We start from the raw sequence: 24,146 nt of genomic DNA, 5'->3' as shown, positions 1-24,146 counted from the left end.
CGGGCGCCCGCGGGCCCCGGGGCCGCCCCCCCGGGGCCGCGGCCCCCGCCCCGGCCCGGCCCGCCCCGCGCGGGGGGGGGGGGCGCGGTGCCCCCCGGGGAACCTACGAGGCGGGGGTGGCCTCCGGACATCGTGTCCTCCGGCCGGCAGTTCGATCGTCGACCGAGGTAGTACCAGTGGCAGACCCTGATCCGTCTCGATCTGTCACCACTGCCTCCTGCGGTCGAACTCCTTCAGCTGCCTCGCAGGTCCACTTCCCATCATGCGCTTCCCACGCCGTGTGCACCAGGGGTCAACCGCCTGAAATCGGATGGATTTCGCAAGTCGGGAGATTTCGGGCGATGTTACGGCTTCGGCCAGCCGTCGACGAAGGAGAGCGTGCGGTGGTACGGCCCGTCGGGCCCGGTGCTGCGGTAGTCCTCGGTGCTGGTGCCGGTGCGGACGGTGGAGTCGCCGTCGTGGCGGCGGGCGGTGGGGCGCAGGGTGTGGTCGACGGTGGAGCGTTCGGTGACGTGGCCGCCGGTGGCCGCGGTGCTCTCGCGGTGGTAGCCGAGGTCCATGGCGGTCTGCTGGTCGGTGTTGCCGGCGGCGTCGTGGGTGACGCGGTAGGTGACGTCCAGCGGTTCGCCCTCGCGCACGGTGGTGGTGCGGTGCGGGCCGCCGCCCCAGGTGGCGGTGGTGCGGGTGAGGTCGGTGCGGTTGTGCAGGGTCACGTCGTTGCCGCTGTCGCGCAGCTGCTGGGCGGAGCGGAAGGCGAGGTCGTCGCGGACCTCGGTGGTGATCCGGCCGTGCGAGGTCTGGACCCAGCCGCGGGCGAGGTCGTGCCGGCCGGCGGTGACGGTCCAGTCGCCGCTGCCGCCGCCGTGGTCGGTGAGCCGGGTGTCGACGGCGGCCTCGGGGGCGACCCGGTGGTCGGTGAGCTGCCCGGTGGTGCGGGCGGCGCCGTGGTCGACGTCGGCGAAGAGGTTGATCTGGCCGGTCCAGGTGTCGTTGTTCTGCGCCTCGCTGGCGTTCACCGCGATGCCGACGGTGTGCGGGCGGCCGTCGAGCAGCAGTCCGACGTAGGGGGTGAGGTCGAGCCGGTAGGCGGGCAGGTCGAAGGCGAAGACGCCGGGGACGGGCCGCCAGAGCAGTGGGTCCCACCCGCCGGTGTAGATGACGGGGTAGGGCCAGACCGCGCCGGCCGTCCGCCCGTCGACGGTGAGCCGCAGTTCGCGGAACGGGCCCTTGCCGCAGGAGCCGAGGCCGGGGTTGGCGCTGACGAAGTCGTCGGGCGCGGAGGCGTAGGCGAACTCCTCGCAGGCGCCGCCGCCCCGGGTGTAGACCTCGGCGGTGAGGCGTTCGAGGTTCTGCGGGAAGGTGAGCTCGCGGGTGGCGGCGGGGGCGGCCTGGGTGAGCGCGAACGGCCCGGTGGTGAGCAGGCGGTCGGCGGCGTGGGCGGCGGGCCGGCGGTCGTTCGCGGTGTAGAAGGTGACACTGGCGCTGATGGTGAAGACGCCGGTGTAGGTGGCGTCGGTGACGTTGGCGAGGTCGAGGGAGAACGGCTGCGGTCCGGCGGCGAACAGCGGGGCGTAGCGGGTGAGATCGCGCTCCAGCTTCCATTCGATGCCGTCCTTGGACGGCTCGGGGGTGGAGGAGAGCAGCACCTGGACGCCGCCGACGCGGGCGCTGAAGATGCGGTCGAACTGCCGCCCGGCGACCTGCCCGTGGAGGTCCAGGACCACCGCCGACCAGGGCCCGGCGCAGTCGGCGGGCGGGGTGAGGGTGGTGGTGTACGGGGTGTCGGGCGGGTTGCCGTAGCCGTTGCGGAACTGCTGGTCGTGCATCACCTCGACGGTGCAGGAGCGGGTGTCGGGGCGGGTGAGCGGCCGGGTGGCGGTGACCGGGTCGTGGTAGTCGGTGCCGAAGTCGGCGTGGGCGGGGGCGGCGGCGGTGAGGGTGCCGGCGAGGGTCAGGGCGGCGGCGCCGAGGAGGCGGGCGGCGCGGCGAAGCAGCGGGCGGACGGCCAAGGCTGGTCCCCAGGGGTCGGGCGGCCGGCGGGCGCTGCCGCGGGCCGGGTGGGCGGTCCGGGCATCCTTTCGGCGGTGGCATGCCAGCGTCAAGGATTCGCCGGGGGTGCTTCGGGTACCCGGCGTGACCCGTCACGAGTGGCTGGGTCCTGTCCGGCCGATCCGGGCCCGGCGAGATCGGCCCGGCAAGGGCCTAGTCGACCTCCAGGGCCGCGGCCTCCTGCCGGATCAGGTCGCGCAGGGTGGCCAGCCGGGGCCGGCGGTCGTCCAGCCGCCACTGCATCTCCAGTGGCAGGGTGGCCCGGCCGTCCAGCCGGACGGTGGCCACGTCCTCGGTGAGGTGGCCGGTCATCGAGCCGGGCACCAGCGAGAACGCGCGGTTGCGGGCGAGCAGGTAGAGCCGGGAGCCGACGATCCGCGGCGGGCTGACCAGCACCGGCGGGTCGACGCCGTGGTCCGCGCACAGGCCGAGCACGTGGTCGTAGTAGCGCGGGTGCTGCTCGCGCGGCCACAGCAGCAGCGGCAGGTCGCGCAGTTCGCCGAGGCGCACGCTCGTCCGGCCAGCCAGCGGGTGGTCCCGGCCGAGGGCGACCCGTACCGGCTCGTCGGCGATCCGCTCCAGTCGGTAGCCGGCCACCTCGTCGAGGAAGCGGCCGAGGCCGATGTCGGCGAGTTCGGCGGCCAGTGCGGTGGAGACCTGGCCGGTGTCGACGGCGACCTCGGCGGTGGTGAGTGCGGGCAGCTCCTGTTCGGCGCGGCTGACCACGGCGGGCAGCAGCCGGTTCACCACGCTGGGGGAGGCCACGATCCGGGCCGTCCCCAGCCGGGACTCCTCGTGCAGCCGTACCCGGGCCAGCAGCGTCTGGGCCTGCCCGAGCAGCCGGGCGCTCTCGGCGGCCATCACCTCGCCGGCCTCGGTCAGCGCCACCGAGCGGCGGCTGCGGTCGAAGAGCTCGACACCGACGGTCCGCTCCAGCCGGGCGACCTCCTGGCTGACCGTCGGCTGGGAGATGTGCAGCCGTTCGGCGGCCCGTCCGAAGTGCAGTGTCTCGGCGACGGTGAGGAAGACCTCAAGTTGACGCAAGGTGAAGCCCATGGCCCAAGCCTAAGCCAACTCATAGGCCAGAGCCTATGGAAAGCCCCAGGACTCATTCTGGATTCCGATGCGAACCGTCCATACGCTGAGCGACACGTTGCCCCACCGCAGTGGCATCTCACAGAGAGATCCGACCATGACCGGACTGCCCCCCAGCACCCCCGAAGCCGCCGGCTCCGCGCCGGCCACCCGTTCCGCGCGGGCCATCCACGTCTCCGAGGAGGTCGCGCAGGCCGTGGCCGACGGCCGGCCCGTGGTCGCGCTGGAGTCGACCATCTTCACCCACGGCCTGCCGCGTCCCCGCAACCTGGCCGTCGCGCTGGAGGCCGAGCGGCAGCTGCGCGAGGCGGGCGTCGTCCCGGCGACCATCGGCGTGCACGCGGGCGTGCCCACGGTCGGTCTGAGCACCGAGCAGATCACCGAACTGTCCGCGACGGACGGCCTGGACAAGGTGAGCCTGCGCGACCTGCCGGTGGTCGCCGCGCTCGGCCGCCACGGCGGCACCACCGTCGCCGCCACCGCCTTCCTCGCCCACCGGGCGGGCATCCGGGTGTTCTCCACCGGCGGCCTCGGAGGCGTCCACTTCGGCGCCTCCGAGAGCTTCGACGAGTCGGCCGACATGACCACCCTGGCCGCCACGCCGGTCACCGTGATCAGCGCGGGCGTGAAGTCGATCCTCGACATCCGGGCCACCCTGGAGCGCTTCGAGACCTTCAACATCCCGGTCATCGGCTACCGCACCCGCAAGTACCCCGGCTTCTACGTCACCGACTCCGGCCACGAGATCAACTTCAGCGTCGAGTCGCCCGAGGAGGCCGCGCGGCTCATCGAGGCCCGCGACCGCCTCGCCCTGCCGCAGGCCGTCCTGATCGCCAACCCGGTGGACCCCGCCAAGCAGCTGCCGCCGGAGGAGCTCGACGGCATCCTGGAGCGCGCCTGGGCCGAGGCCGAGCGCCAGGGCGTCACCGGCAACGCCTCCACGCCGTTCCTGCTCGACCACATCCAGCGCGACACCCAGGGCCGCAGCCTGGAGGTCAACGTCGAGGTCTACCGGGGCAACGTCCGGCTCGGCGGCCAGATCGCGACCGCGCTGGCGGCCGCCGCCCGCAGCGGGGCCTGACCCGTGCTGGGGGTGCTCGGCGACCTCGTCGAGGACATCGTCGTCTGGGTCGACGGCCCGCTGCGGCACGGCACCGACTCCAGCGCCCAGGTCTTCCGGCGGCGCGGCGGCAGCGCGGCGAACGTCGCGAGCTTCGCCGCCGGTCAGTACCCGGCCCGGTTCATCGGCTGCGTCGGCGCCGACCCGGTCGGGGACGGCATCGTCGCCGAACTGACCGGGCACGGCGTGGACGTACGGGTCGCCCGGCGCGGCCAGACCGGCAGCATCGTGGTCCTGATCGACCAGGCCGGCGAACGGACCATGCTGCCCGACCGCGGCGCGGCCAAGCTGCTGGACCGGGTGCCGGACGAGTGGCTGGCCGGCCTGACCCACCTGCACGTGCCCGCCTACTCCTTCGACGGCGACCCGGTCGGCCGCTCCGCGGTGGACGCGCTGGTGCGGGTCCGGCGGGCGGGCGGCACCACCTCGGTGGACGCCTCCTCGACCGGCATGCTGGAGCAGTACGGGCGGGAGCGCTTCCTCGCCCTGCTGGCCGAGTTGGCGCCGACCTTCGTGTTCGCCAACCGGTCCGAGGCGGAGTACCTGGGCCTGCTGGTGGGCGGGCTGCCGGGGCCGGAGCGGGCCCGGCTGGCGGCCACCACCGTGGTCACCAAGGCCGGCGCCCAGGCGACCACCGTCGACGTGCCCGGGGACGCGCCGTTCACGGTGCCCGTGCCGCCGGTGAGCGAGGTGCGCGACCTCACCGGCGCTGGGGACGCCTTCGCGGCGGGATTCCTGGCCGGCTTCCTGGAGACCGGCGACCTGCACCTGGCCGCCGGCCTCGGGCACCGCAGCGCGGCCCGGGTGCTGGCCACGCCGGGGGCCTCGTTCGCGGAGCGGTGACCTCGGGGGCGGCGTCGGGCGGGATCGGGGCGGTGTCGGGGCGGCGTTGAGGCTGCGTCGGGGCTGCGTCGGGGTGGGCTCGGGGCGGCGTCGAGCTGACCGTGCGGTGGGCGGCCCCGTGCGTGGGGGCCGCCCGCCGGGGTGCCCGGCGGCTCGCTCAGCGCAGTGCGTCCTTGCGGAGGAAACGTTTCAGCCGCTGCCAGGGCCAGGTGTTGATCACGTCCTCGGCGGTGAGCCAGCCGCGCTGCGCCGTACCGATGCCGAAGCGCGGGTAGGCGAGCTGCCCGGTGGCGTGGGCGTCGCTGTCGATCGCGAAGCGGACGCCGTGCCGCTTCGCCCGCAGGACGTCCTCGTCGCGCAGGTCGAGCCGCTGCGGGGAACTGTTGATCTCGATCGCGGTGCCGGTGCGCGCGGCGGCCGCGAACACCGCGTCCAGGTCGACGTCGATCGGGCCGCGGCGGCCGATCCTCCGGGTGGTGAGGTGGCCGATGACGTGCACGTGCGGATTCTCGCAGGCGCGGATCAGCCGGCGGGTCTGGGCGGTCCGGTCGGCGGTGAAGTGCGAGTGCACGGAGGCCACGCAGACGTCGAAGCCGGCCAGGAACCCGGGCGGCCAGTCCACCCCGCCGTCCGGGCCGATGTTCAGCTCGGTGCCGTGCAGGAGGCGCAGCTTCCGGTGGCGGTCGGCGAGTCGGCGCAGCCGCTCGCGCTGGGCGAGCATCTTCTCGTCCGTCATCCGCTGCATCACCAGGTCCGGGGCGTGGTCGGTGACGGCGTAGTAGGAGTAGCCGCGGGCGGCCGCGGTGTCGATCATCTCTTCCAGGGTGGCCAGGCCGTCGGTCAGGTCGGTGTGCGTGTGCAGGTCGCCGCGCAGGTCCGACTCCTGGACCAGAGCAGGGAGTTCACCGCGCAGGGCGGCCTCGATCTCGCCCCGGTCCTCGCGCAGCGGCGGCGCGATCCACGGCAGGCCGAGCGCCGCGTACACCTCGTCCTCGGTCGCGGACGCCACCTTGGCGCCGTCCTCTTTCTCGCCGTCCTCTCCTTCGCGGCCCTCTCCTTCGGCGGTGGTCCGGAACAGGCCGTACTCCGAGAGCTTCAGCCCGGCCCGGACGGCCATCGTGCGCAGCCTGATGTTGTGCGCCTTCGATCCGGTGAAGTAGACGAGCGCCGCGCCCCAGTCCTCCTCCGGGACGACCCGCAGGTCCACCTGCACGCCCCCGGTGGTGCGCACCGAGGTCTTGGTCGGACCGCTCGCGATCACCTCGGCCACGTACGGGAGTCCGGTGAGCGCGGCCATCAGCGGGGCGGAGTCGGCGGCGGTCGCCAGCACGTCGACGTCGCCGACCGTCTCGCGCATCCGGCGCAGCGACCCCGCGTACGCGCAGCGGGTGCAGCCGGGTACGGCGGACAGCGCGGCGACGAGCTGCTCGGCCAGTTCGGTGGCCGCGTCGAGCAGCGTGCGGCCGCCGGAGCGCCGCAGCAACTCGATGCCGTGCAGGATCTTCTCGCCGCTGCGCTCGCCGAAGCCCGCCACGCCGGACAGCCGGTCGGAGCGGACCGCCTCGGCCAGGTCGTCGACGGAGGAGATGCCCAGGTCGCGGTCGAGGGCGAGGGCGCGCTTGGGGCCGACGCCGGGTACGGCCGTCATCTCCCGGACCCCGGACGGGACTTCGGCGCGCAGGGTCTCCAGGGCGGCGATCCGCCCGGTGGCGAGGTACTCGGCGACCTTCTCGGCGGTGGACTTCCCCACGCCGGAGATCTGCTGCAGGCCCTTGACGTCCAGGCCGGCGATGTCCTCGGAGTGGCCGCCCACCGCGCGGGCGGCCTTCTCGTAGGCCCGCGCCCGGAAGGCGTCCCCGCCGGTGATGTTGATCAGGTCGGCGTACTCCTGGAGCAGCTCCCGCACCTGGTCGTTGAGCCGGGGCATGGGGCCAGTCTAGGGCGGGTCCTCGGGCTCCGGCCTGGGCGGCGGCCCTCCGGGCGGGCGAAGGGAGTTCGTGAGGCCCGGCCCGGGGCCGGCGGCGCCGCGTCGCGGGCCCGGGGCGGCGCTGCGTCGCGGGCCCAGGGCGGGCCGGGCCGGGCCGGTGGCCGGGCCTGCCCCGCCGGTCGGCGGGTGTGGCATCGGCCGACCGGCGGGGGTGGTGCCCGGTTCGCGTCCCGGAGCCGGATTGTCACCCGAACGAGTGAGGTGCAGGCTGACAGCAGGGCCTGGGAAGCGGCCCGCGCCGGTCGGCCGCGGCACTGATGACGGCCGCCGGCGATGCACGAGGGGCAGGGCGATGGCAAGCGGGAAGCTCTGGGGCTATGTCGCATCGGGGGCCAGGGCGCTCGGCGCCCTCGGCGGGCCGGGTGGCCCCGGCCGTACGGGAGGGCCCGGCGGCGCGGTGGCGGGCGAGGAGGCCGGACCGTTCAGACCGGGCGAGATGGCCGGGCCCCGGGCGCTGTCCCGGCCGGAACTTGAGCGCGTCGAGTGGACCGACCGGCAGGCCGGCTGCGAGCCGCAGGCGCGGCACGTCCAGGTGACCGAAGTGGTCCGCAGGGTGGTGCGCGGCGGCGGCCGGGCGGCGGCGGTGACGGCCCGGCTGGCGCCGGGGCTGCCGGTGGTGGCCGGGGACGCCCGGCGGCTGGAGGCCGCGCTCGCCGGCCTGGTCGACCACGCGATCCGGCGCAACCCGCCCGGCGGGCGGGTGCTGGTCCGCGCCGAGGTGGCGGGCGGGCCGGGCCCGGCCGCGACGGCCCTTCGGGCGGCCGGGTTGAGCGGGGCGGCGCGACCGCGCGGGCGGGTGGAGATCCGGGTGGCCGACCGGGGGTCGTCCGAGCTGCCCGGGGCGCGGGAGTGGCTGCTCGCGGGCGCCCGCGCCGACGGGCCGGTCGGGCCCGCCGTGCACAGCCTGGTGCTGGCGGCGGGCGGGCGACTGGCGGTGGAGGCCACACCGGGCGGCGGATTGACGGTGGTGCTGCTGCTGGTGGTCGCGCACGACTGACGGACGGCCGGCGGGCAGCTCTTCGGGGCTCCATCCTTCACCGCAAAGACTTCTTCGCAAAAAACCCTTTGCAAAGATGTCTTTGCGGTTCTACGCTCCTGCCATGACCGATGAACGCGGCTGGATGCACAGCGATGACCCGCACATCGTCCTCACGGCCAAGGGCATGCGGGCGATGGCCCACCCCGTGCGCATGCAGCTGGTCGGGCTGCTGCGCAAGCACGGTCCCTCCACGGCGACCAGGCTCGCCGAGCAGCTGGGGCTCAACTCCGGGGCGACCAGCTACCACCTCCGCCAGCTCGCCGCCGCGGGCTTCGTCGAGGAGGATCCCGAGCGCGGAAACGCCCGGGAGCGGTGGTGGCGTTCGGCCCACAAGTTCACCGTCTGGACGAGTGACGACATGGCCGACGAGGAGCTCGACACGGCCGTCGGCTTCCTGCGGTCCGTCCTCACCGCCCACGCCCTGGCGGCACAGCGGTCGGTCGACGCCTTCGAGACGATGCCGCGGGAGTGGCGCAAGGCGGTCGGCCTCAGCGACGTGCTGTTGCAGCTCACCCCCGAGGAGGCCGGGCAACTGGCCGCTGATCTGTCCGCGGTGGTGCGGCGTTACCGCGCGCTGGATACGGAGGGGCCGGCCCCGGAGGGCACCGAGCGGGTCGCCGTGGTCGTCCACGTGCTGCCCGACGCGAGCGTCGGCACCGGCGCTGGTACCGATGCCGACACCGATACCGACAGCGATGCCAGCACCGACACCGACACCGGTGAGGCGGGGTCCCGATGACCACCGTCGTCGACGCGCCCGCGCGCAGCCTCCGGCCGCTGGTCGGGGTGCTCTCCGCCATGGCCGTCTCCATCACCGGGACGCGTGTCTCGGCCATCGCCCTGCCCTGGTTCGTCCTGGCCACCACCGGCAGCGCCACCATGACGGGCCTGGTCGCCTTCGCCGAGATGGCGCCGTACGTGCTGGTCAAGGCGCTGACCGGGCCGCTGGTCGATCGGCTCGGGCCGCGGGTGGTGTCCTGGACGACGGACTTGGTGAGCGCCGTCGCGGCCGGGCTGGTCCCGTTGCTGCACGCCCTGGGGCTGCTGCCGTTCGGGGTGCTGCTGGCGATGGTCGCGGTGATCGGGGCGATGCGCGGCCCGGGGGATCTGGCCAAGTCGGTCATGGTCCCGGAGGCCGCCGACCGCGCCCGGGTGCCGATGGAGCGCGCCACCGGTCTCTCCGGCGTCACCGAACGGCTGGCTTCCACGGTCGGCCCGGCGGTCGGTGGTGGGCTGGTCGCGCTGATGGGTCCGCTGGCCGGGCTGGCGCTCAACGCCGCCACCTTCGCCCTGGGGTCCCTCGTCATCGCCTTCGCCCTGCCGCGCGGGATGGGGCGCGCGGCGGCCCCGGCACCCGCTGCCGCGCAGGCCGCAGAGGCCGAGGCCGGGATCGGGACCGGAGCCGGGGCCGGAACTGGCGCCGGAGCCGGAACCGGGGCCGAACCGGCGGGTTACTGGCGGATGTTCCGCGAGGGCTTCACCTTCCTGCGCTCCGATCCGCTGCTGCTCACCGTGACGGTGCTGGTCGGCATCACCAACCTGCTCGACGCCGGGTTCATCACGGTCCTCCTCCCGGTCTGGGCGCGGGAGTCGGGGAACGGCCCGGCCGCCATCGGCCTGACCGGCACCGCCGGCGGGATCACGGCGGTCGTCGGCAGTCTGATCGCGGCGGCCGTCGCCCACCGGCTGCCCCGCCGGACGGTGTTCTTCGCCGGCTTCCTGCTCGTCGGGGCCCCGCGCTTCCTGGTGCTCGCGTGCGGCGCGCCGCTGTGGGTGGTGCTCACGGTCTTCGCGGTCGGCGGCTTCGGTGGCGGTTTCCTCAACCCGATCCTCGGCGCGGTGCTCTTCGAGCGGGTGCCCCGCCACCTGCTCGGCCGCGTCCACGCCCTCGGCGACTCCCTCGCCTGGGCCGGTATCCCGCTCGGCGGCCTGCTGGCCGGCGCAGCGGTCAGCCTCATCGGGCTGATACCCACCCTGGTCGCGGGCGGCGCCCTCTACTTCGCCTCCACCAACCTGGCCGGGTTGCGGCCGGAGTGGCGCGAGATGGACCGCCGGCGCGGCCGGACGGGCACCGTCGACGGGGCGAAGCCCGAGCCCGAGTCTGAGCCGGGGACAGAGCCCGAGCCCGGGACAGAGCCCGAGCCCGAGCTTGCGCCCGCGTCGATCCCGGCACGCCCGTAGGCCTGTCGTGCAGGGGCGGCGAGGCGAGCGTGCGGTCGGAACCAGCCGGTCAGAACCAGTGCAGGCAGTGCGGGGCGCGCTCGGCGCTGAAGAGGGCGTCGGCGAGGGCGGCCGCGCCCGGGCGGTGGGCCCGGATGTGCCCGGCCCGCACGAGCGTGCTCGGGGTGGTGCCGCCGAGGTAGACCGAGCCCAGGTCGCTCACGTCCAGGGACAGGTCGGGCTCCCGGTCCGTCGGGACGCACTCGGCCTTCCCGTCCCGGACGGTCAGCAGATAGCGGCCGTGCTCGCCGAGGAACGGGTCGTCGACGTCGAGGACGAGCTCGCCGTCCACGAACCAGCCGCGCGAGGTCAGCGCCCGCGGGACGTCCAGCAGCCGCACCCAGAGCCAGTCGGTGCTGCTGCTCCTCTCGCCGGCGTTGAAGTCCACAAGCTGCCAGCGCAGCGGGTGGTCGGACGGAACGTGCTTGAACACGACCTGGGAGACCAGGTCGTGTTCAAGCGCGAACCGGGCCAGGGCCGTGGCGACGGCGTCGTCGGTGGCGATGGTCTCGTCGACCGTCAAGGTGCCGTCGGCGAGCGAGTAGCAGGCGTAGCCGTCCGGGACACCGCCGGCATCCCGGTGGACGGCGACGTAGCGCGACGCCGAGGAGACCGGGGGCCGCCCCGCGCCCAAGGCCCACCAGCGGTGCGGCCGGGACAGCGCGCCGGGCTGCGTGCGGCGGTACCGGTCGTAGACCGCTTCCAGGATCTCGCCGCACTCGGCACGCCGCAGCAGCTCGATCGAGCCGGTGTCCGGGCCGGGCGCCGGGGTGTCGGCCGGGGTGTCGGCTGTTCCGCGTGCCCGGGGGAGGGCGAAGGCGGCCCGGTGGCGCGGCACCGTCAGCCGCTGCGTGTAGGTCGCCGGTCCGTAGCCGAACCTGCGGTAGATCACGGCCTCGGAGGCCAGCAGTACGGAGAGGAACTCCCCGCGGGCCCGAAACCCGGCGAGCTGGCGCCGCATCATCGCGGTGAGCACGCCCTGGCGCCGGTGCGAGGGCAGGACGCCGACGCCGGTCACCCCGCTGGTGGGGACGATGGCCTCACCGGGCAGGGTGAGCTCGAAGGTGTACGCGCCGGCGGTGCCGACGGGCCGCCCGTCCGCCGTCACGGCGAGCAGGTTGCGGTCCATCTCGGTCGCCGACCACCAGAGCCCGCCGCCGTCGGTCGGGGTTTCCGGGAAGAGCCCGAACGCGGCATGGAGCGTGTCGACGTAGACGTCGAGGTCCTGATCGGTTGTCGGACGGATCTCCATTGCTGCCGCTTCCTCCCCTGGATGACGACGGCACCACGGCTCGTGTGCCTCGCCACAGTGCAGCGTTGACCCGTGGCCCGGTCAAGCGAATTACGCTCCGGCCCCGGAGCTGTGCCCCGGGTCGTTCGGCTTCTCGGCCGGACTGTTTCCCGGACGGCTCCCGGGGTCTTCCTCAGGCCGCTCGTCCTCCGGCGGTGCCCCGACGCCCTCCAGGGTTTCGCGGACGCTGCCCGGCATCGCCGGGTGGCGGCCGATCACGATCACCCCGACCACGATGGCCAGCAGTCCGGCGGACTGCCAGGCCAGCGCACCCGGCGTCACCCGCAGCCGGTCGCCGAGGAAGCCGACCGCGCAGGCGATCCCGGACAGCGGTTGGGCGGCGGTCAGTGCCGGCAGGGACATCCGCAGCGGCGCGGCCTCGAAGGCGCTCTGCACCAGCAGCAGCCCGACCACGCCCGCCGCCACCACCGCGTACGGCTGCCAGCTGCGCAGCACCGCGTCCAGTCCGCTGTGGTCGAGGCGCTGGGTGGTGGTGCGGGTCAGCGCGTCCTGGAGGCCGTAGAGCAGGCCGGCGGCGAGGGCCAGCAGGGTGGCCTCCTCGAACAGCGGCAGCCGCCGGGCCAGCGAGACCAGCAGCAGGGTCAGCCCGACCACCGTGCCGACCACCAGCCAGTGCCGCAGTTCCCCGGCGGGCGCACCGCCGCCGGTGGGCCGGCCGGCCACGATGAACGCCGTCACCCCGAGGCCGAGCAGCAGCACCCCGGCCCAGCCCGAGCGGCCGAGGGTCTGGCGGGTCAGCACCCGGGAGAGCGCCATGGCGAACAGCAGGTTGGTCGCGAGCAGTGGTTCGACGAGCGAGACTTCGCCCTGGTTGAGGGCGAGCGCGGACAGGATCAGTCCGCACACCATGAACCCGGTGCCGAGCAGCCACTCGGGCATCCGCATCAGGTCCAGGAGCAGCCGCCAGTGCAGCAGGTCGGCACGGGGCGCCCGCTGCGCCGCGTGCTGCTGGAGGACGAAGCCGAGGCCCAGGCAGCAGGCGGCGCCGAGGGCGAGGAGGAAGACCGCCACGGAGGGACCACCCGGTTTGTCACTGCCCGCGCCGCGCCGGCGGGTCCGGGTTCGGTCGGCGGTCGCGGCGCGCTTTCGTCAGCGTACCGCCGGGTCGGCGGCGGGGCCCGGTCGGCGGCGGGGAGCAGACAGGGAGCAGGCGGGGAGCAGGCAGGGCCGGGAGCTCCGGGGCGGGGGAGCTGGTTCCGGGGGCCGGGCCCGCAGCCCCGGGCCGGGCCCGCTTGCCGCCATGGGTCGGACGGGCGCACGCTGGTGTGAGCGGCCGCCACGGCTCACCGTCCGTGCCGGTCCGGACAGGCGCGAGGGGGCCGCTGCCAGGAGGTGTGGCATGCACAACCAGTGGGACGTGGAGCTGAGCTTCGAGGAAGACGGAGTGCACACGGCGTGCGAGGCCAGGCTGACCGGTGCGCGGGCGCCGGGCCTGCGCGCCCACGGGGAGTCGATGAAGAGCACGGACGACCGCCCGCTCGCCAGGATCGGTGAGGAGGTCGCGGCCTCCCGCGCCCTGGAGGAGCTGTCCCGCAAGCTGCGGGCGCAGGCCACCGGGGAGATCGACGACGAAGGACACCGCCCGGGGTACCTGATCTACTGATCCCCGTCCCCGTCGCCGCCGCCGCGCTTGCGCGGGGCGGCTCGGGGCCGCGCGGGCGTCAGGACCAGGGGTTGGCCGGCTGGTCGTTGATCGCCGTCCAGAACCGGGTGCCCGCCGGGAGGGTGCCGGCCGCCCAGAGCGACCAGCCCTGCCCGTCGTGGAACTCGGCCATTCGCCAGCCGGCGCCGAAGGAGTCCTCGCAGAGCCCGTCGGCGTCGTCCCGGCTGGTCAGGTCGGACCCGGCCGTCGGGGCCGTCGCGGCGACCTCCCCGCCTGCCCAGCTGTGGAAGCCGGCGGTGGGGATCCCGGTGGGGGCCGGGCGGCCGTCCTGGTGGAGGCAGAGCACCGGCAGTTCGGTGTCGGCGGAGGTGTCCCCGAGGTAGGGGTTGCCGGCGCCGTCGGTGCCGACGTGCACCACACCGGCGCGCTGTTCCAGGGCGGTCCAGGTCAGCCCCGGGTGTTCGCCCGCCGAGGCGGCGACGGCCGGCCCGTCGCGGTCCACGGCGAACGCGCTGCCCGGGGTGGCGGCCAGCGCGGTGAGCGCGAGCACCGCTGCGGGGGCGAGGCGTCGGACGAACGTGGGCATGGCTGCTCCAGGGAGTGGTGGGCCGACGTGGCGACGCCAGTCTGCCAGCGCCAAGTCGAGTGCAGTACAAGGGATTTGGCGACACTGGTGAGTTCGGGCCAATCCGTCGCCGGCGGCTTGCGCGCAGCGGCCGGGCCGGGCCGGTTCGGTTCGGCGCGGGCGTGGCGTCCGTGCCGTCCGAACGGCCCCGCCGTCAGCCGCGGGAGGCGGCGAGGAATCCGGTCAGCCGGGCGTTGACCTCCGTCGCGCCCGCCATGGGCAGGTGGTGGTGCGAGAGGCCCGGCAGGACGGCGACCGTCGCCTCGGGCAGGGCGCGGCGGGCGGCCTCGGCGACCCGGGGGGCGTGGTGGGTGCGGCTGTGTTCGGCGAACAGGGCGAGGGTCGGGGCGGTGAGGGAGCGCAGCCGGTCGAGGCCGGGGCGGGGGCCGGTGATGACGCGGGTGGCGGGGAAGTCGGCGTATCCGAGGGCATAGACCTCGCGCCAGCCGGGGTCCGGGCGGGGGCCGTCGCCGGCCTCCCAGCCGAGGTAGGAGCGGGCCCGGGCGGCGGTGCGGCGGGGGAGGAAGAGCGGCAGGGCGTGCAGCAGGTAGTCGGGGCGGAAGCCGGCGAAGCACTGGGTGGGATCGAGGAGGGCGAGCCGGCCGACCCGGGCGGGCGCGTGCAGGGCGTACTCCAGGGCGATCCAGCCGCCGTAGGAGTGGCCGCAGAAGTCGGCCCGGGGGAGGTCGAGTCGGTCGAGGACGGTGTCCAGCCAGCCGAGCAGCCCGGGGACGCCCGCGAGTGGGGCACCGTCGTGGACGCTGCGGCCCGGGTCGCCGATGAGGTCGGGGGCGAGGACGCGGTGCCCGGCGGCCGTCCACGCGGCGACGTTGGCGAACCACATGGTGGAGGTGGCGCCGCCGCCGTGCAGCAGGACGAGGGGGCGGCCGTCGGGCGGGCCGCAGGCGTTGATCCGGGTGGTGCCGTGGGCTGTTCGGACGGTGAGGTGCTCGACCGGGACGGGCCAGCGGGCCAGCAGCGCGTCGTAGGCGGTGAGGAAGGCGGCGGTGCGGGTGGGGGAGGGCGTGGTGCGGGCGGACATGATGGGCCTCCGCGGGGGTGTAAGGAGGCACCCGACCGGTCTGCGGGCGCTGATCCGTCTGTTGGGCGCCTCCCGGGCCGGCCGGGTGGTGCCCCCGGGCCGGCTCGGGAAGGCGTTGCGGTTGGACTCGGCGGGCACCACCGGTCTGGTGGAGTGACCGGCGGGGCGTCAGAACCAGGTCTCGCCGTAGTGCGGCCCGGGGTGGTCCTCGCGCAGCAGGCAGATGTTGGGGTCGCGCGGCGGCTCCGGCCCCTCGTGCGGGCCGACGGCCGGGCAGCGCGGCCCGACCTCGACCAGGTACTCGGGCCAGGACGCCCAGTGCAGGTCGAAGCCGACGCCCTGGACCAGCGCGGAATGGGTGCCGCCGTGCCCGCCGGCGAGGTCGCAGCGCAGGCGCGGATCGATCAGGAAGGCACCGCGCGGAACGGTGTTGTAGTGGTCCACGTCCGTCTGCGGCAGCGTGACGACGGACGGACAGTGGTGGAACTCTGCGGAACGAAGGTCCGGTTGGCTCATGGCCGCCAGCATTCCACCGGGAGCCCGGCGAGGGCCCCGGTTCCCCGCTTTTGTACGGCTCGCGGGTGACAACTGTCGTGCCGTGTACGGGTGGCCGTCACCTCTCCGGAAGGCTCCGGCTACGCGGCGAGGGACCAGCTGATCACCGACAGGGTCGCCATCGACGCCAGGGTCGACCAGAGCACCGAGTCCCGGGCGAGCCCGGTGCCCTGTCCGTACTCGCGGGCGTAGACGTAGACGTTCTGCGCGGTGGGCAGGGCGGAGAAGAGCACCACGGTGAGGAGTTGGTGCGCAGGGAGGTGGAGCAGCGGGCCGGCCACCGCGAAGGCGACCAGCGGCTGTATCAGGGTCTTGACCGCGACGGTCAGCCCGACCTCGGCGTGGCGCGAACGGCCGGTGGCCGGCGGGCGGTTGTGCAGCGACATGCCGAGGGCGACCAGGGCGGTCGGCACGCCGGCGCCGCCGAGCAGCTCGCAGGAACGGTTCAGCTCGGCGGGCAGGTGCAGCCCGCCGGCGGAGGCGGCGGCGCCGAGCGCGGTGGCCAACAGGATGGGGTTGCGCAGTGGCAGGGTGAGCAGGGCCCGGCGGCCGGCCGCGCCGCCGTCGAGGACGGCCAGCACCGCGGGCGTGACGACCAGGATCTGGAACAGCACCACCGGTGCGACGAAGGAGGCGTCGCCGAGGAGCTGCATCGCCACCGGGATGCCGAGGTTGGCCGAGTTGACGTACCCGCAGGCCATCGCGCCGATCGCCAACTCGCCGGTCTTGCGCCGGAACAGCAGGCGCCCGGCGAGCAGCCCGAGGCCGATCGAGACGACGGTGCCCGCGGTGAAGGCGAGCATCGAGGGGTTGGCGAAGTGGTCCAGCGGGGTGCGGACGATCATCAGGAACAGCGAGGCCGGCATCGCCACGTGGAAGACGAACCGGTTGAGCACCGGCTCCGCGTGCGGCCCGAGCAGCCCGGTCCGGCCGACCAGGTAGCCGATCCCGGTCAGCGCCCAGATCGGGGCGAATCCGGACAGCAGGGGGTGCAGGGATGGCATGGTTCCTCGGATCGCTCGGACGGTCTGCCAGGTGGGCCGGGGGTCTCCCGCCCCGGGGCAGTAAACCAGTGAGCGTGAACGGGCAGACCGCGGGCCTACGATGAGCCGATGGAGCCCGAGAACGCGCCGACGGAACCCGAGTACCTGAGCCTGGCCGAGGTGGAGGCGATCGCCCGCCGCGCGCACGAGGGGCAGGTCGACAAGAACGGCCACCCGTACGGCGAGCACATCGCGGCGGTCGCGCACGGGACGGCCGCGCGCGGTGGCAGCGACGCCCAGATCGCGGCGGGCTGGCTGCACGACACCGTCGAGGACGACCGGCTGAGCCGGGAGTGGCTGGCGGGGGCCGCGCTGCCCGGGGCCACCAAGACGATCGTGGACGCGCTCACCCGCCGCCCCGACGAGCCGGTCGAGGCGTACACCGCGCGGGTCCTGGCCACGCCGGGCGCGCTGCTGGTCAAGCGTGCCGACCTCGCCCACAACTCGGACCCGGCCCGGCTGGCCGCGCTGGACGCCGCCACCGCCGAGCGGTTGGCCGCCAAGTACGCGCGGATGCGGGAACTGCTCGGGCTCACCGGCGAGCTCTGAGCGGCGGGTGGCCCGGGCTGGGCGAACCAGGAGCAAGCGGGGCGAACGGCGGGGCGGGTCGGGCGAGCCGGGGCGCGGGCTGGGCGAACCGCGGGAGGCGCCGCGCGACCTGCGAGAGGTGTGCGCGAACCACGAGAGGGCCCGGGCCACGCGGATCGCGCGGGCCCGGGCCCTCTGGGGTCACCCCGGTGATCCCTGTCCGACCCCCGGGGTGAGGGGGGAGTGGTCAGGATGCGGGTGGAGTCCGGTGAGCCGAGGTGGTCGGCTTAGTACCAGTGGTTGGCCTGCCAGAAGTTCCAGGCGGCGTTCGGGCTGCCGTAGCGGGAGTTCATGTAGTCCAGCGCCCACTTGATCTGGGTGGTCGCGTTGGTCTTCCAGTCGGAGCCGTGCGTCGCCATCTTGGAGCCCGGCAGCGCCTGGGCCAGGCCGTACGCGCCCGAGCTGGCGTTGGTCGCGGTCACGTTCCAGCTGGACTCGTGGGCGATGATCTGGCTGAAGGAGGCCAGCTGGTTCGCCGGGACGATCTGGGCGGCCACGGCCTGCGGGGACAGGGTGGCGGCGTTCGCGGTGGCGGGCAGCACACCCGCGCCCAGGGCGGTCAGACCGGCGGCGCCGGCGAGAATCGCGGCGGAAGTGCGCATACGGAGCTTGAAAGTGGGCATCTAGAACAGGACCTCAATCAGGTTGGGCCGGGTCACGCCCCGCCTTGGACCACGGCCGGACAGGGGCCGAAACGGTCGTGGGGCGTGACCTGGCAGTAAGTCGCTACCGGCGGGACAGGTGCCGGTGCGGCTGACGACTGAGCCATTGTTGGCATGCCGGATCGGGCGCCGCCAAGACCCCCTTGTTACGACCTCCGGTCGTACGGGGGGCGGCCGCCGTGGATTCGAAGGGTCGGCTGCGCGGGGCGCGTCGACCGGTCGTGACCTGTGCGAACACCCCGTCGGCAGGCTGTGGCGCGGGTGCCCGGAAGCTGCCACTATCGCCCGTCGTGGACCGCATTCCGGTGTGAGCGCACTCACCGTTTGGGCCGCTGCGGCCGTCACCCGCCGGTCTGCGGCCGGCACGTTGGGTACAGACGATCTCGGCCCCGTTGAGACCGGCGCCACACCCGCTGGGGCCCGGGGGAGACCGTCGGGCTGCGGCGGAGATCGACGGCCCCCACCAGGGGTTCAGCGGCGGTCGCCGACGTTCAGCGGAGATCGCCGAGGCGGCGGTGACGCAGGGCCCGCGCCGTGAGGCGGTCCGGCTCCGGCAGCGCCGCCAGCCCGCCGAGCGCGGCACCGACCGCCCGTCCGAGCCGTGCGCAGAACGCCTCCGGCTCGTCCGCCGCGTCCGGCCGCTCCTCGACCACCTCGTCCACCAGCCCGACCTCCGCCAGGTGGCCCGCGCCGATGCCCTGGGAGCGGGCCAGCTCGGCGGCGTGCCCGCCGTCCCGGTGGACGATCGCGGACGCGCCCTCCGGCGGCAGTGGCGCCAGCCAGGCGTGCCCGGCGGCGAGCACCCGGTCGGCCGGGAGCAGCGCCAGCGCGCCGCCGCCCGAGCCCTGGCCGAGCAGCACCGCCAGGACGGGCGTGCGCAGCGCCAGCAGGGTGGTCAGGCAGTGCGCGATCTCGACCGCGATCCCGTCCAGCTCGGCCTGCGCGGACAGTTCGGCCCCGGCCGTGTCCACGACCGTGACCAGTGGCAGCCCCAGCTGCTCCGCGACCCGCGCGGTGCGCCGGACGGCCCGCAGGTCGGCGGCGGTGAACGGGCGCTCGTGCTCCGGGGTCTGCCGCTGCTGGCCGACCACCAGCACCGGCCGACCCCCGAGGACGGCGAGGGCGCGGACCAGCGCGCCGTCCCGCCCGCCGGGGGCGTCCAGCAGCACCAGTTCCTCAGCGGTGTGGCGCAGCAGCTCGCGGGTGCCCGGGCGGTCGGGGCGACGGGTGCGGCGCACGGAATCCCAGGCGTCGGGGTGTTCGGCGGTCTTGTCGGGGGTGGGGTCGGGGGTGTGGTCGGGGCCGGGGGCGCCGGTGCCGCCGGCGTCGGCGCTGCCCGGGGCGGGCGCGGTGGTGGCGAGGACGGCGAGCGTGCGGCGGACCAGCTCGCGCAGCTCCTGCGGCGGCACGACGGCGTCCACCAGACCGCGCCCGGCGAGCGTCTCCGCCCGCTGCACGTCCGGGGGCAGTTCCACGCCGCGCAGCTCCTCGTACACGCGCGGGCCGAGGAAGCCGAGCCGGGCGCCCGGCTCGGCGAACACCAGCTGGCCGAGCGTGCCCCAGGAGGCGAAGACCCCGCCCATGGTCGGGTTCCGTAGATAGGTGAGATAGGGGAGACCGGCCGCGCGGTGCGCCTGGACGGCGGCGGTGATCCGCAGCATGCACAGGAAGGCCGCCGACCCCTCCTGCATGCGCGTCCCGCCGGAGACGGGCAGGGCGAGCAGCGGCAGCCGCTCGGCGGTGGCGCGCTCGACGGCGCGGGTGATCCGCTCGGCGGTGGCGACGCCGATCGAGCCGCCGAGGAAGCCGAACTCGGAGGCGACCAGCGCCACCGGTCGCCCGCCGACCAGGCCGGCGCCGGTGAGGACGGCCTCGTCGAGACCGGTGCGTGCGCGGGCCCGGTCGAGCGAGGCGCGGTAGCCGGGGTCGGCGGGCGGGCCTGCGGGCGGGTCGGTCGGCGGCTCGTCCCAGCCCTGGAAGGCGCCCGGGTCGACCAGCAGTCCGATCAGCTGCCGCGCGGTCAGCGGCGCGCCCGTTCCCGTGCCCGTTCCCGCACTCGGGCTCGGGTGCGCTCCCGCGCCCGTTCCCGTGTCCGTGCCCGTTGTCCCCGTGTTCATGCCCACCCCGTCAGCGGTCGTTCCGGCCCGACATGATCCGTCACTCTATGCGGCGCGACTGGAGCGGGGAGCGAACGTGAGGAAGCTGTGAGGAGGCCGACAGCGGTCAGGTCGCTAGTTCGACGGCGGTCGACCCATGGGGTGTCCGGGCGGTTCGTGGACGGCTCCGGCGGGGCTCGGGCCGGGGTCGGGATACGGCTCAAGTCGCTGGTCAGGCACGTGAGTTACCCGTCGGTTAATAGTTTGTCGCAGGGCTTCCGGAGTTGTCGGTGGCTGGTCACACTGGTGGACATGACCCGCACTCTACGCGCGTGGAAGACCCGCGCTGCCGCCGTCACCGCCGTCGCCCTGATGACCCTCGCGCCCGTCGCCGTCGCCACCGAGGCGCACGCCGACGTGAGCGGCACGGTGTGTCTGTCCGCCCTCCCGCCCGAGGCGACCGACACCCTCAACCTGATCGCCACCGACGGGCCGTTCCCGTACTCCCAGGACGGCGTCGTGTTCCAGAACAGGGAGCACGTCCTGCCCGGCCAGTCCTACGGCTACTACCACGAGTACACCGTCATCACGCCCGGTGCCCCGACCCGCGGCACCCGCCGGATCATCACCGGCCAGGCGACCCAGGAGGACTACTACACCGGTGACCACTACGTCACGTTCTCGCTGATCGACCAGGGCTGCTGACACGCGCCCCACGCCCCTCCCGGCCCCGGCGCACGTATCCGCCGGGGCCGCCGGGCCCGCAAGATCGCCGGGGTCGCCGGAACGCCAGGGGCGGCCCCCGCCCCGGCGGCCCGCCGCGACCGGCCTCAGAGCTCGGACGGCCCCCAGGCGTCCACCACCAGCTCGTCCCCGACCCGCAGCGTGCCGGGCCGCAGCACCGCGAACTTGCTGCCGAACGCGACCCCGCCGCCCGCCGCCCGGCGGTAGCCGGCCAGCGTCCGCAGCGGCTCCGGACCGGCCTTGGCGCCCGTCGACTGGTCGACCAGCGTCACCGAGCAGCGGATCGCGAGCTTGGCGTAGGCCAGCTCGGCGCCGCCCACGGTGATCCGGCGGGTCAGGTCCTCGGTGTGCGGTTCGTCCCAGCCGTCCACCACCAGGTTCGGGCGGAACCGGTCCACCGACATGGGGAGTCCGCCGCTCAGCGCGTTGAAACGCTCCAGCGACGCACGGGACAGCAGGTGCACCGCGCAGCTGTCGGCGTAGCCGGACGTGCCCGGTACCAGCCCGTCGGACACCCGGTCGTGCTCCGGCGGCACCCGGACCAGCCGGCTGCGGACACCCAGCACCCCGGACAGCCAGCCGGCCACCTCCTCGCCCTGGTCGATCCCGAAGAACGGGGCGCCGAACAGCTGCACCGCCCGGCGCGGACCTTCGGTGTCCACGGCGACGGTCACCGGCTCCACGCCCGGGGCGTCGAGCGTCAGCCGGCGGCCGTCCTCCCCGACCGTCGGGCGGACCGTGGCCAGGAGGCGGTCCCGGCGCTGGGAACGGAACACCCCGTCCTCGTCCACCACCATGAACGCCCGGTCGTGGGCCAGCCCCGCCGGAGTCAGCTCCGCGCGCGCCACCTCGACCCCGGCACACCCCTTCACCGGGTAGTACCGCAACTCCACCACTTCGGCCATGGCCGCCCCCTCGACTCACCGCGGCCCCTCGCGGGCCGCCGCGGACCCCGTGCGGAATCAACGCCTCCGTAGGGTAGTTGACCGCCCCCCGACCGCCGCCCGCCCGCCCGCCCCCGGGATTGCTAGGGTCGGGACATGGCACCGAGCAGCGCGAACCCCCCGGGACGGCTCCGGCGCGACGCCCAGCGCAACCGCGATCTGCTGCTCGCCGCCGCCCGCGGCATGTTCTCCCGGCACGGCCTCGACGTCCCGCTGGACCAGATCGCCAAGGAGGCCGGCGTCGGCAACGCCACCCTCTACCGCCACTTCCCGACCCGTGAGGCGCTGATCGGCGAGGTGTTCGCCGACGCCGCCGTCGGCCTGGCCGGGGCCGGTGAGGAAGCCCTCGCCGCCGCGGACGCCTGGACCGCCCTCGAACGCTACTTCGAGCGCATCTTCGAACTCGTCGCCGCGGACCGGGGCATCAACGACCTCGTCACCCAGGCCATCCCCACCATCCCCGGCATGATCGAGATCAGCCGCCGGAACGCCGCCACCGTCGGCGCCCTCATCGCCCGCGCCCAGGACCAGGGCACCATGCGGCGCGACGTGGTCGCCATGGACCTGCTCTTCCTGCTCGGCCCGCTCTGCCGCGCCCTGCCCGCCACCACCGACCTGCGCCCCGACCTCTGGCGCCGCTACCTCGCCCTGCTCCTCGACGGCTTCCGCGCCCAGGCCATCCACCCGCTGCCCGTCCCCCCGATCGGCGAGGAACACCTGGACCGGATGTTCGCCGACCTCTGGGAAGCCGAACCACCCGGGGCGTAGGCGAGCTGCTTCACGCCGTAGCGGCCCCGGAGCATCAGGGACACGTACGGAACGCCCGCGCGCGCGTCAGAGGCGTGTCAACGGGCGCCGGAGGTACGGTGCCGGCCCGCTTTGCTGGAGGACGACAGCACGGCACGGCGGTACGGACCGAGAGGCGGGGCGAACCATGGCGGACAGCGAGATATCCGGCGCGGACGAGGCAGCGGAGCGGGCCGACCGCGCGGGCCGGATCGTCGTCGGCGTCAGCGGCTCGCTCGGCAGCCTCGCCGCCCTCCACCACGCCGTCGCCGAAGCCCACCGCACCGACGCCGAGGTCCTCGCCCTCCTCTGCTGGACCTCACCCGGCGAAGAGATCGGCTACCGCCGCACACCCTGCCCGGCCGCCATCACCGCAGGCCGCGACGCCGCCGTCGCCCGGCTCCGGCAAGCCCTCGACGAGGCCTTCGCCGGCCGCTACGCCGGAGTCCGGCTGCGCTGCCAGGCCGTCCGCGGCGACACCGGACACACCCTGGTCCGCTTCGCCGACCACCCCGACGACCTGCTCGTCCTCGGCGCCGGCAGCAGCCGCGGCTGCCTCTCCCGCGCGCTGCGCCCCTCCGTCGCCGCCTACTGCGTCCGGCACGCGAGCTGCCCCGTCCTGGCCGTCCCCCGGCCGCCGCTGCAGCGCGACCTGGAGGCCATGGAACGCGGCCACGGCCTGCGCTCCCTCGTCGGGGGGCGGTAGGCCGCGCCCGCCCGTGGCGCCGCCCGCCTACGACAGCCCGGCCACCTACGACAGCCCGGCCGCCTCGGCGAGGACGGCGGCGGTCCGGCGGCCGGCGCGCAGCACGGTTTCGGTGGTGGTGGGGAGGCAGCGGTCGGCGCCGGCGTCGTACACGGTCATGACGACGCCCGCGTGGTCGGTGGCGGGTTCGAGAACCCGTACCGCCGACCTCTGCTTTGTCAGAGCAGCGCTCAGTTGCCGGGTGTGCTCGATGTCCAGCACCCCGTCCTCCGTGCCGTGGACCAGCCAGAGCGGGACGGGGGAGGGCTGCTCGGCCAGCAGGTCGAGGGGGGCGTCCCCGGTGGTGATCGCCGGGCGGGCGTAGCTGGAGGCGATGCCGACGGCGGCGATGGGACGCTGCTCGGCGGGGGTGTCCGGGTGAGTGGCCACGGCTATGGCCTCCCGGCCGCCCAGTGACCAGCCGGCCAGGACCAGGCGGTCCGGGTCCCCGCCGTACGCGGCGGCGGTGCGGCGGGCGTGGGCGAGCGAGGCGAGCAGTTCGGCGCGGCCGCCGTCCGGCAGGTCGGAGCGCCAGTCCGGGACGAGCACCAGCAGGCCGAGCCCGGCGGCCTCCCGGGCGAGCGGCCGCAGCACGTCGCGCTCGTCAGGGCCCCGGCCGTGCCACAGCAGCACGACGGGCGCGGGCTCGACGGTGCCGGCGGGCGGGCGGTGCACGTCCATCAGCCGCCCGTCGGCGTACGGGATGGCCTCGGGTTGAGCGCTCGTCATGCGGGGTTCGCCTCCGGTTCGGTGCCTGATCACGGAGCTGGTACTGTACTTCTCGTCGCGAGGGAGATGATTCCTCGTCAGGCGTCAGTGGTGCTACCAGAGCACGTCCTACTTTCAGTAGGAAGAGTCCGTGCGACCCGGGCCTGGCGCTCCAATTGTCGGATGAGGTCCGGTGCCTTTCAATGGGCGCCGGGCCTTGTTTGCTTTTGGGGTGGGGGTTGGCGGGGATTCGGTGTGTGGCTGTGGGGCTGGTATTGTTCTGGGTGTCGCGAGGGAGATGATTCCTCGTCAGGCGTCAGTGGTGCTACCAGAGCACGTC

Annotated in this window: 22 protein-coding genes and 1 tRNA gene; 10 read left to right on the top strand and 13 right to left on the bottom strand. The window is 74.7% G+C overall.

What is annotated here, in order from left to right; genetic code table 11:
* Nucleotides 1–344 precede the first annotated feature (344 nt).
* On the bottom strand, nucleotides 345–2,009 hold the full coding sequence (locus ACFV6D_RS12665; protein ID WP_380495588.1) for a peptide-N4-asparagine amidase: 1,665 nt from the start codon (nucleotides 2,007–2,009) through the stop codon (nucleotides 345–347).
* 193 nt (nucleotides 2,010–2,202) lie between these two features.
* Nucleotides 2,203–3,105, bottom strand: coding sequence for a LysR family transcriptional regulator (locus ACFV6D_RS12660; protein ID WP_063350236.1), 903 nt, complete (start codon nucleotides 3,103–3,105; stop codon nucleotides 2,203–2,205).
* A 136-nt stretch (nucleotides 3,106–3,241) separates the two neighbouring features.
* On the opposite strand from ACFV6D_RS12660, the gene ACFV6D_RS12655 reads away from it, so the two are divergent.
* On the top strand, nucleotides 3,242–4,225 hold the full coding sequence (locus tag ACFV6D_RS12655) for a pseudouridine-5'-phosphate glycosidase (protein WP_380345679.1): 984 nt from the start codon (nucleotides 3,242–3,244) through the stop codon (nucleotides 4,223–4,225).
* Between the two features lie 3 nt (nucleotides 4,226–4,228).
* Nucleotides 4,229–5,107 (top strand): carbohydrate kinase family protein, encoded by an 879-nt coding sequence (locus ACFV6D_RS12650; RefSeq protein ID WP_063350237.1) that lies wholly within the window; start codon nucleotides 4,229–4,231, stop codon nucleotides 5,105–5,107.
* Between the two features lie 157 nt (nucleotides 5,108–5,264).
* On the opposite strand, the gene polX is transcribed toward ACFV6D_RS12650, so the two are convergent.
* Entirely contained in the window at nucleotides 5,265–7,034 is a 1,770-nt protein-coding gene (gene polX, locus ACFV6D_RS12645; protein ID WP_380496297.1) for a DNA polymerase/3'-5' exonuclease PolX, read from the bottom strand.
* Nucleotides 7,035–7,386: 352 nt separating this feature from the next.
* Here polX and ACFV6D_RS12640 point away from each other — a divergent pair, with 352 nt between their 5' ends.
* The 3 genes from ACFV6D_RS12640 (at nucleotide 7,387) to ACFV6D_RS12630 (ending at nucleotide 10,314) form a co-directional block, all read left to right on the top strand.
* Entirely contained in the window at nucleotides 7,387–8,091 is a 705-nt protein-coding gene (locus ACFV6D_RS12640) for a hypothetical protein (protein WP_380559540.1), read from the top strand.
* A 103-nt stretch (nucleotides 8,092–8,194) separates the two neighbouring features.
* On the top strand, nucleotides 8,195–8,872 hold the full coding sequence (locus tag ACFV6D_RS12635) for an ArsR/SmtB family transcription factor (protein ID WP_380496174.1): 678 nt from the start codon (nucleotides 8,195–8,197) through the stop codon (nucleotides 8,870–8,872).
* A complete protein-coding gene (locus tag ACFV6D_RS12630) occupies nucleotides 8,869–10,314 on the top strand; it encodes an MFS transporter (protein WP_380496172.1) in 1,446 nt (481 codons plus the stop codon). Before ACFV6D_RS12635 ends, ACFV6D_RS12630 begins: the two co-directional genes overlap by 4 nt.
* 49 nt (nucleotides 10,315–10,363) lie before the next feature.
* Here the strand turns inward: ACFV6D_RS12630 and ACFV6D_RS12625 are convergent, their stop codons facing one another.
* Nucleotides 10,364–11,605 (bottom strand): GNAT family N-acetyltransferase, encoded by a 1,242-nt coding sequence (locus ACFV6D_RS12625; protein WP_380559539.1) that lies wholly within the window; start codon nucleotides 11,603–11,605, stop codon nucleotides 10,364–10,366.
* Between the two features lie 90 nt (nucleotides 11,606–11,695).
* Nucleotides 11,696–12,676, bottom strand: coding sequence for a DMT family transporter (locus tag ACFV6D_RS12620; RefSeq protein ID WP_380495713.1), 981 nt, complete (start codon nucleotides 12,674–12,676; stop codon nucleotides 11,696–11,698).
* A gap of 328 nt (nucleotides 12,677–13,004) precedes the next feature.
* Here ACFV6D_RS12620 and ACFV6D_RS12615 point away from each other — a divergent pair, with 328 nt between their 5' ends.
* Nucleotides 13,005–13,268: a dsRBD fold-containing protein gene (locus tag ACFV6D_RS12615; RefSeq protein WP_063350242.1), complete on the top strand. Its 264-nt coding sequence runs from the start codon at nucleotides 13,005–13,007 to the stop codon at nucleotides 13,266–13,268.
* A 58-nt stretch (nucleotides 13,269–13,326) separates the two neighbouring features.
* Here the strand turns inward: ACFV6D_RS12615 and ACFV6D_RS12610 are convergent, their stop codons facing one another.
* The 4 genes from ACFV6D_RS12610 to ACFV6D_RS12595 all read right to left on the bottom strand — a co-directional run bounded on the left by ACFV6D_RS12610 (nucleotide 13,327) and on the right by ACFV6D_RS12595 (nucleotide 16,494).
* Nucleotides 13,327–13,854 carry a hypothetical protein gene (locus tag ACFV6D_RS12610; RefSeq protein ID WP_380495711.1) on the bottom strand — a complete coding sequence of 176 codons (528 nt, stop codon included), beginning with the start codon at nucleotides 13,852–13,854 and terminating at the stop codon, nucleotides 13,327–13,329.
* 193 nt (nucleotides 13,855–14,047) lie between these two features.
* The gene (locus tag ACFV6D_RS12605) at nucleotides 14,048–14,935 is read right to left on the bottom strand and encodes an alpha/beta fold hydrolase (protein WP_380495708.1); all 888 of its coding nucleotides are present in this window, start codon (nucleotides 14,933–14,935) and stop codon (nucleotides 14,048–14,050) included.
* Nucleotides 14,936–15,103: 168 nt separating this feature from the next.
* Nucleotides 15,104–15,451: a hypothetical protein gene (locus ACFV6D_RS12600; RefSeq protein WP_159398553.1), complete on the bottom strand. Its 348-nt coding sequence runs from the start codon at nucleotides 15,449–15,451 to the stop codon at nucleotides 15,104–15,106.
* A 119-nt stretch (nucleotides 15,452–15,570) separates the two neighbouring features.
* Entirely contained in the window at nucleotides 15,571–16,494 is a 924-nt protein-coding gene (locus tag ACFV6D_RS12595) for an AEC family transporter (protein ID WP_363371012.1), read from the bottom strand.
* A gap of 108 nt (nucleotides 16,495–16,602) precedes the next feature.
* On the opposite strand from ACFV6D_RS12595, the gene ACFV6D_RS12590 reads away from it, so the two are divergent.
* Entirely contained in the window at nucleotides 16,603–17,082 is a 480-nt protein-coding gene (locus ACFV6D_RS12590) for an HD domain-containing protein (RefSeq protein WP_063350248.1), read from the top strand.
* 266 nt (nucleotides 17,083–17,348) lie between these two features.
* Here ACFV6D_RS12590 and ACFV6D_RS12585 read toward each other — a convergent pair whose 3' ends face one another.
* Together ACFV6D_RS12585 and ACFV6D_RS12580 are read right to left on the bottom strand one after the other, a co-directional pair.
* Nucleotides 17,349–17,744, bottom strand: coding sequence for a transglycosylase SLT domain-containing protein (locus ACFV6D_RS12585; protein ID WP_380427537.1), 396 nt, complete (start codon nucleotides 17,742–17,744; stop codon nucleotides 17,349–17,351).
* A gap of 530 nt (nucleotides 17,745–18,274) precedes the next feature.
* Entirely contained in the window at nucleotides 18,275–19,900 is a 1,626-nt protein-coding gene (locus tag ACFV6D_RS12580; RefSeq protein ID WP_380490001.1) for a carboxyl transferase domain-containing protein, read from the bottom strand.
* Nucleotides 19,901–20,191: 291 nt separating this feature from the next.
* Between ACFV6D_RS12580 and ACFV6D_RS12575 the strand changes: the two genes are divergently transcribed.
* Nucleotides 20,192–20,584 (top strand): ribonuclease, encoded by a 393-nt coding sequence (locus ACFV6D_RS12575; protein WP_380490004.1) that lies wholly within the window; start codon nucleotides 20,192–20,194, stop codon nucleotides 20,582–20,584.
* Between the two features lie 125 nt (nucleotides 20,585–20,709).
* Here ACFV6D_RS12575 and ACFV6D_RS12570 read toward each other — a convergent pair whose 3' ends face one another.
* Nucleotides 20,710–21,528, bottom strand: coding sequence for an MOSC domain-containing protein (locus ACFV6D_RS12570; protein WP_380490006.1), 819 nt, complete (start codon nucleotides 21,526–21,528; stop codon nucleotides 20,710–20,712).
* A gap of 135 nt (nucleotides 21,529–21,663) precedes the next feature.
* On the opposite strand from ACFV6D_RS12570, the gene ACFV6D_RS12565 reads away from it, so the two are divergent.
* Nucleotides 21,664–22,335: a TetR/AcrR family transcriptional regulator gene (locus ACFV6D_RS12565; protein ID WP_063350252.1), complete on the top strand. Its 672-nt coding sequence runs from the start codon at nucleotides 21,664–21,666 to the stop codon at nucleotides 22,333–22,335.
* A 166-nt stretch (nucleotides 22,336–22,501) separates the two neighbouring features.
* A complete protein-coding gene (locus ACFV6D_RS12560) occupies nucleotides 22,502–23,059 on the top strand; it encodes a universal stress protein (RefSeq protein ID WP_063350253.1) in 558 nt (185 codons plus the stop codon).
* Nucleotides 23,060–23,231: 172 nt separating this feature from the next.
* Here the strand turns inward: ACFV6D_RS12560 and ACFV6D_RS12555 are convergent.
* Nucleotides 23,232–23,307, bottom strand: a tRNA-Val gene (locus tag ACFV6D_RS12555).
* Between the last annotated feature and the right edge of the window lie 839 nt (nucleotides 23,308–24,146).

The organism is Kitasatospora sp. NPDC059812, assembly GCF_042732075.1.
Lineage (GTDB): Bacteria > Actinomycetota > Actinomycetes > Streptomycetales > Streptomycetaceae > Kitasatospora.
Note: the sequence above shows the minus strand (reverse complement) of the source record. Positions and strands in the feature narration are given on the sequence as shown.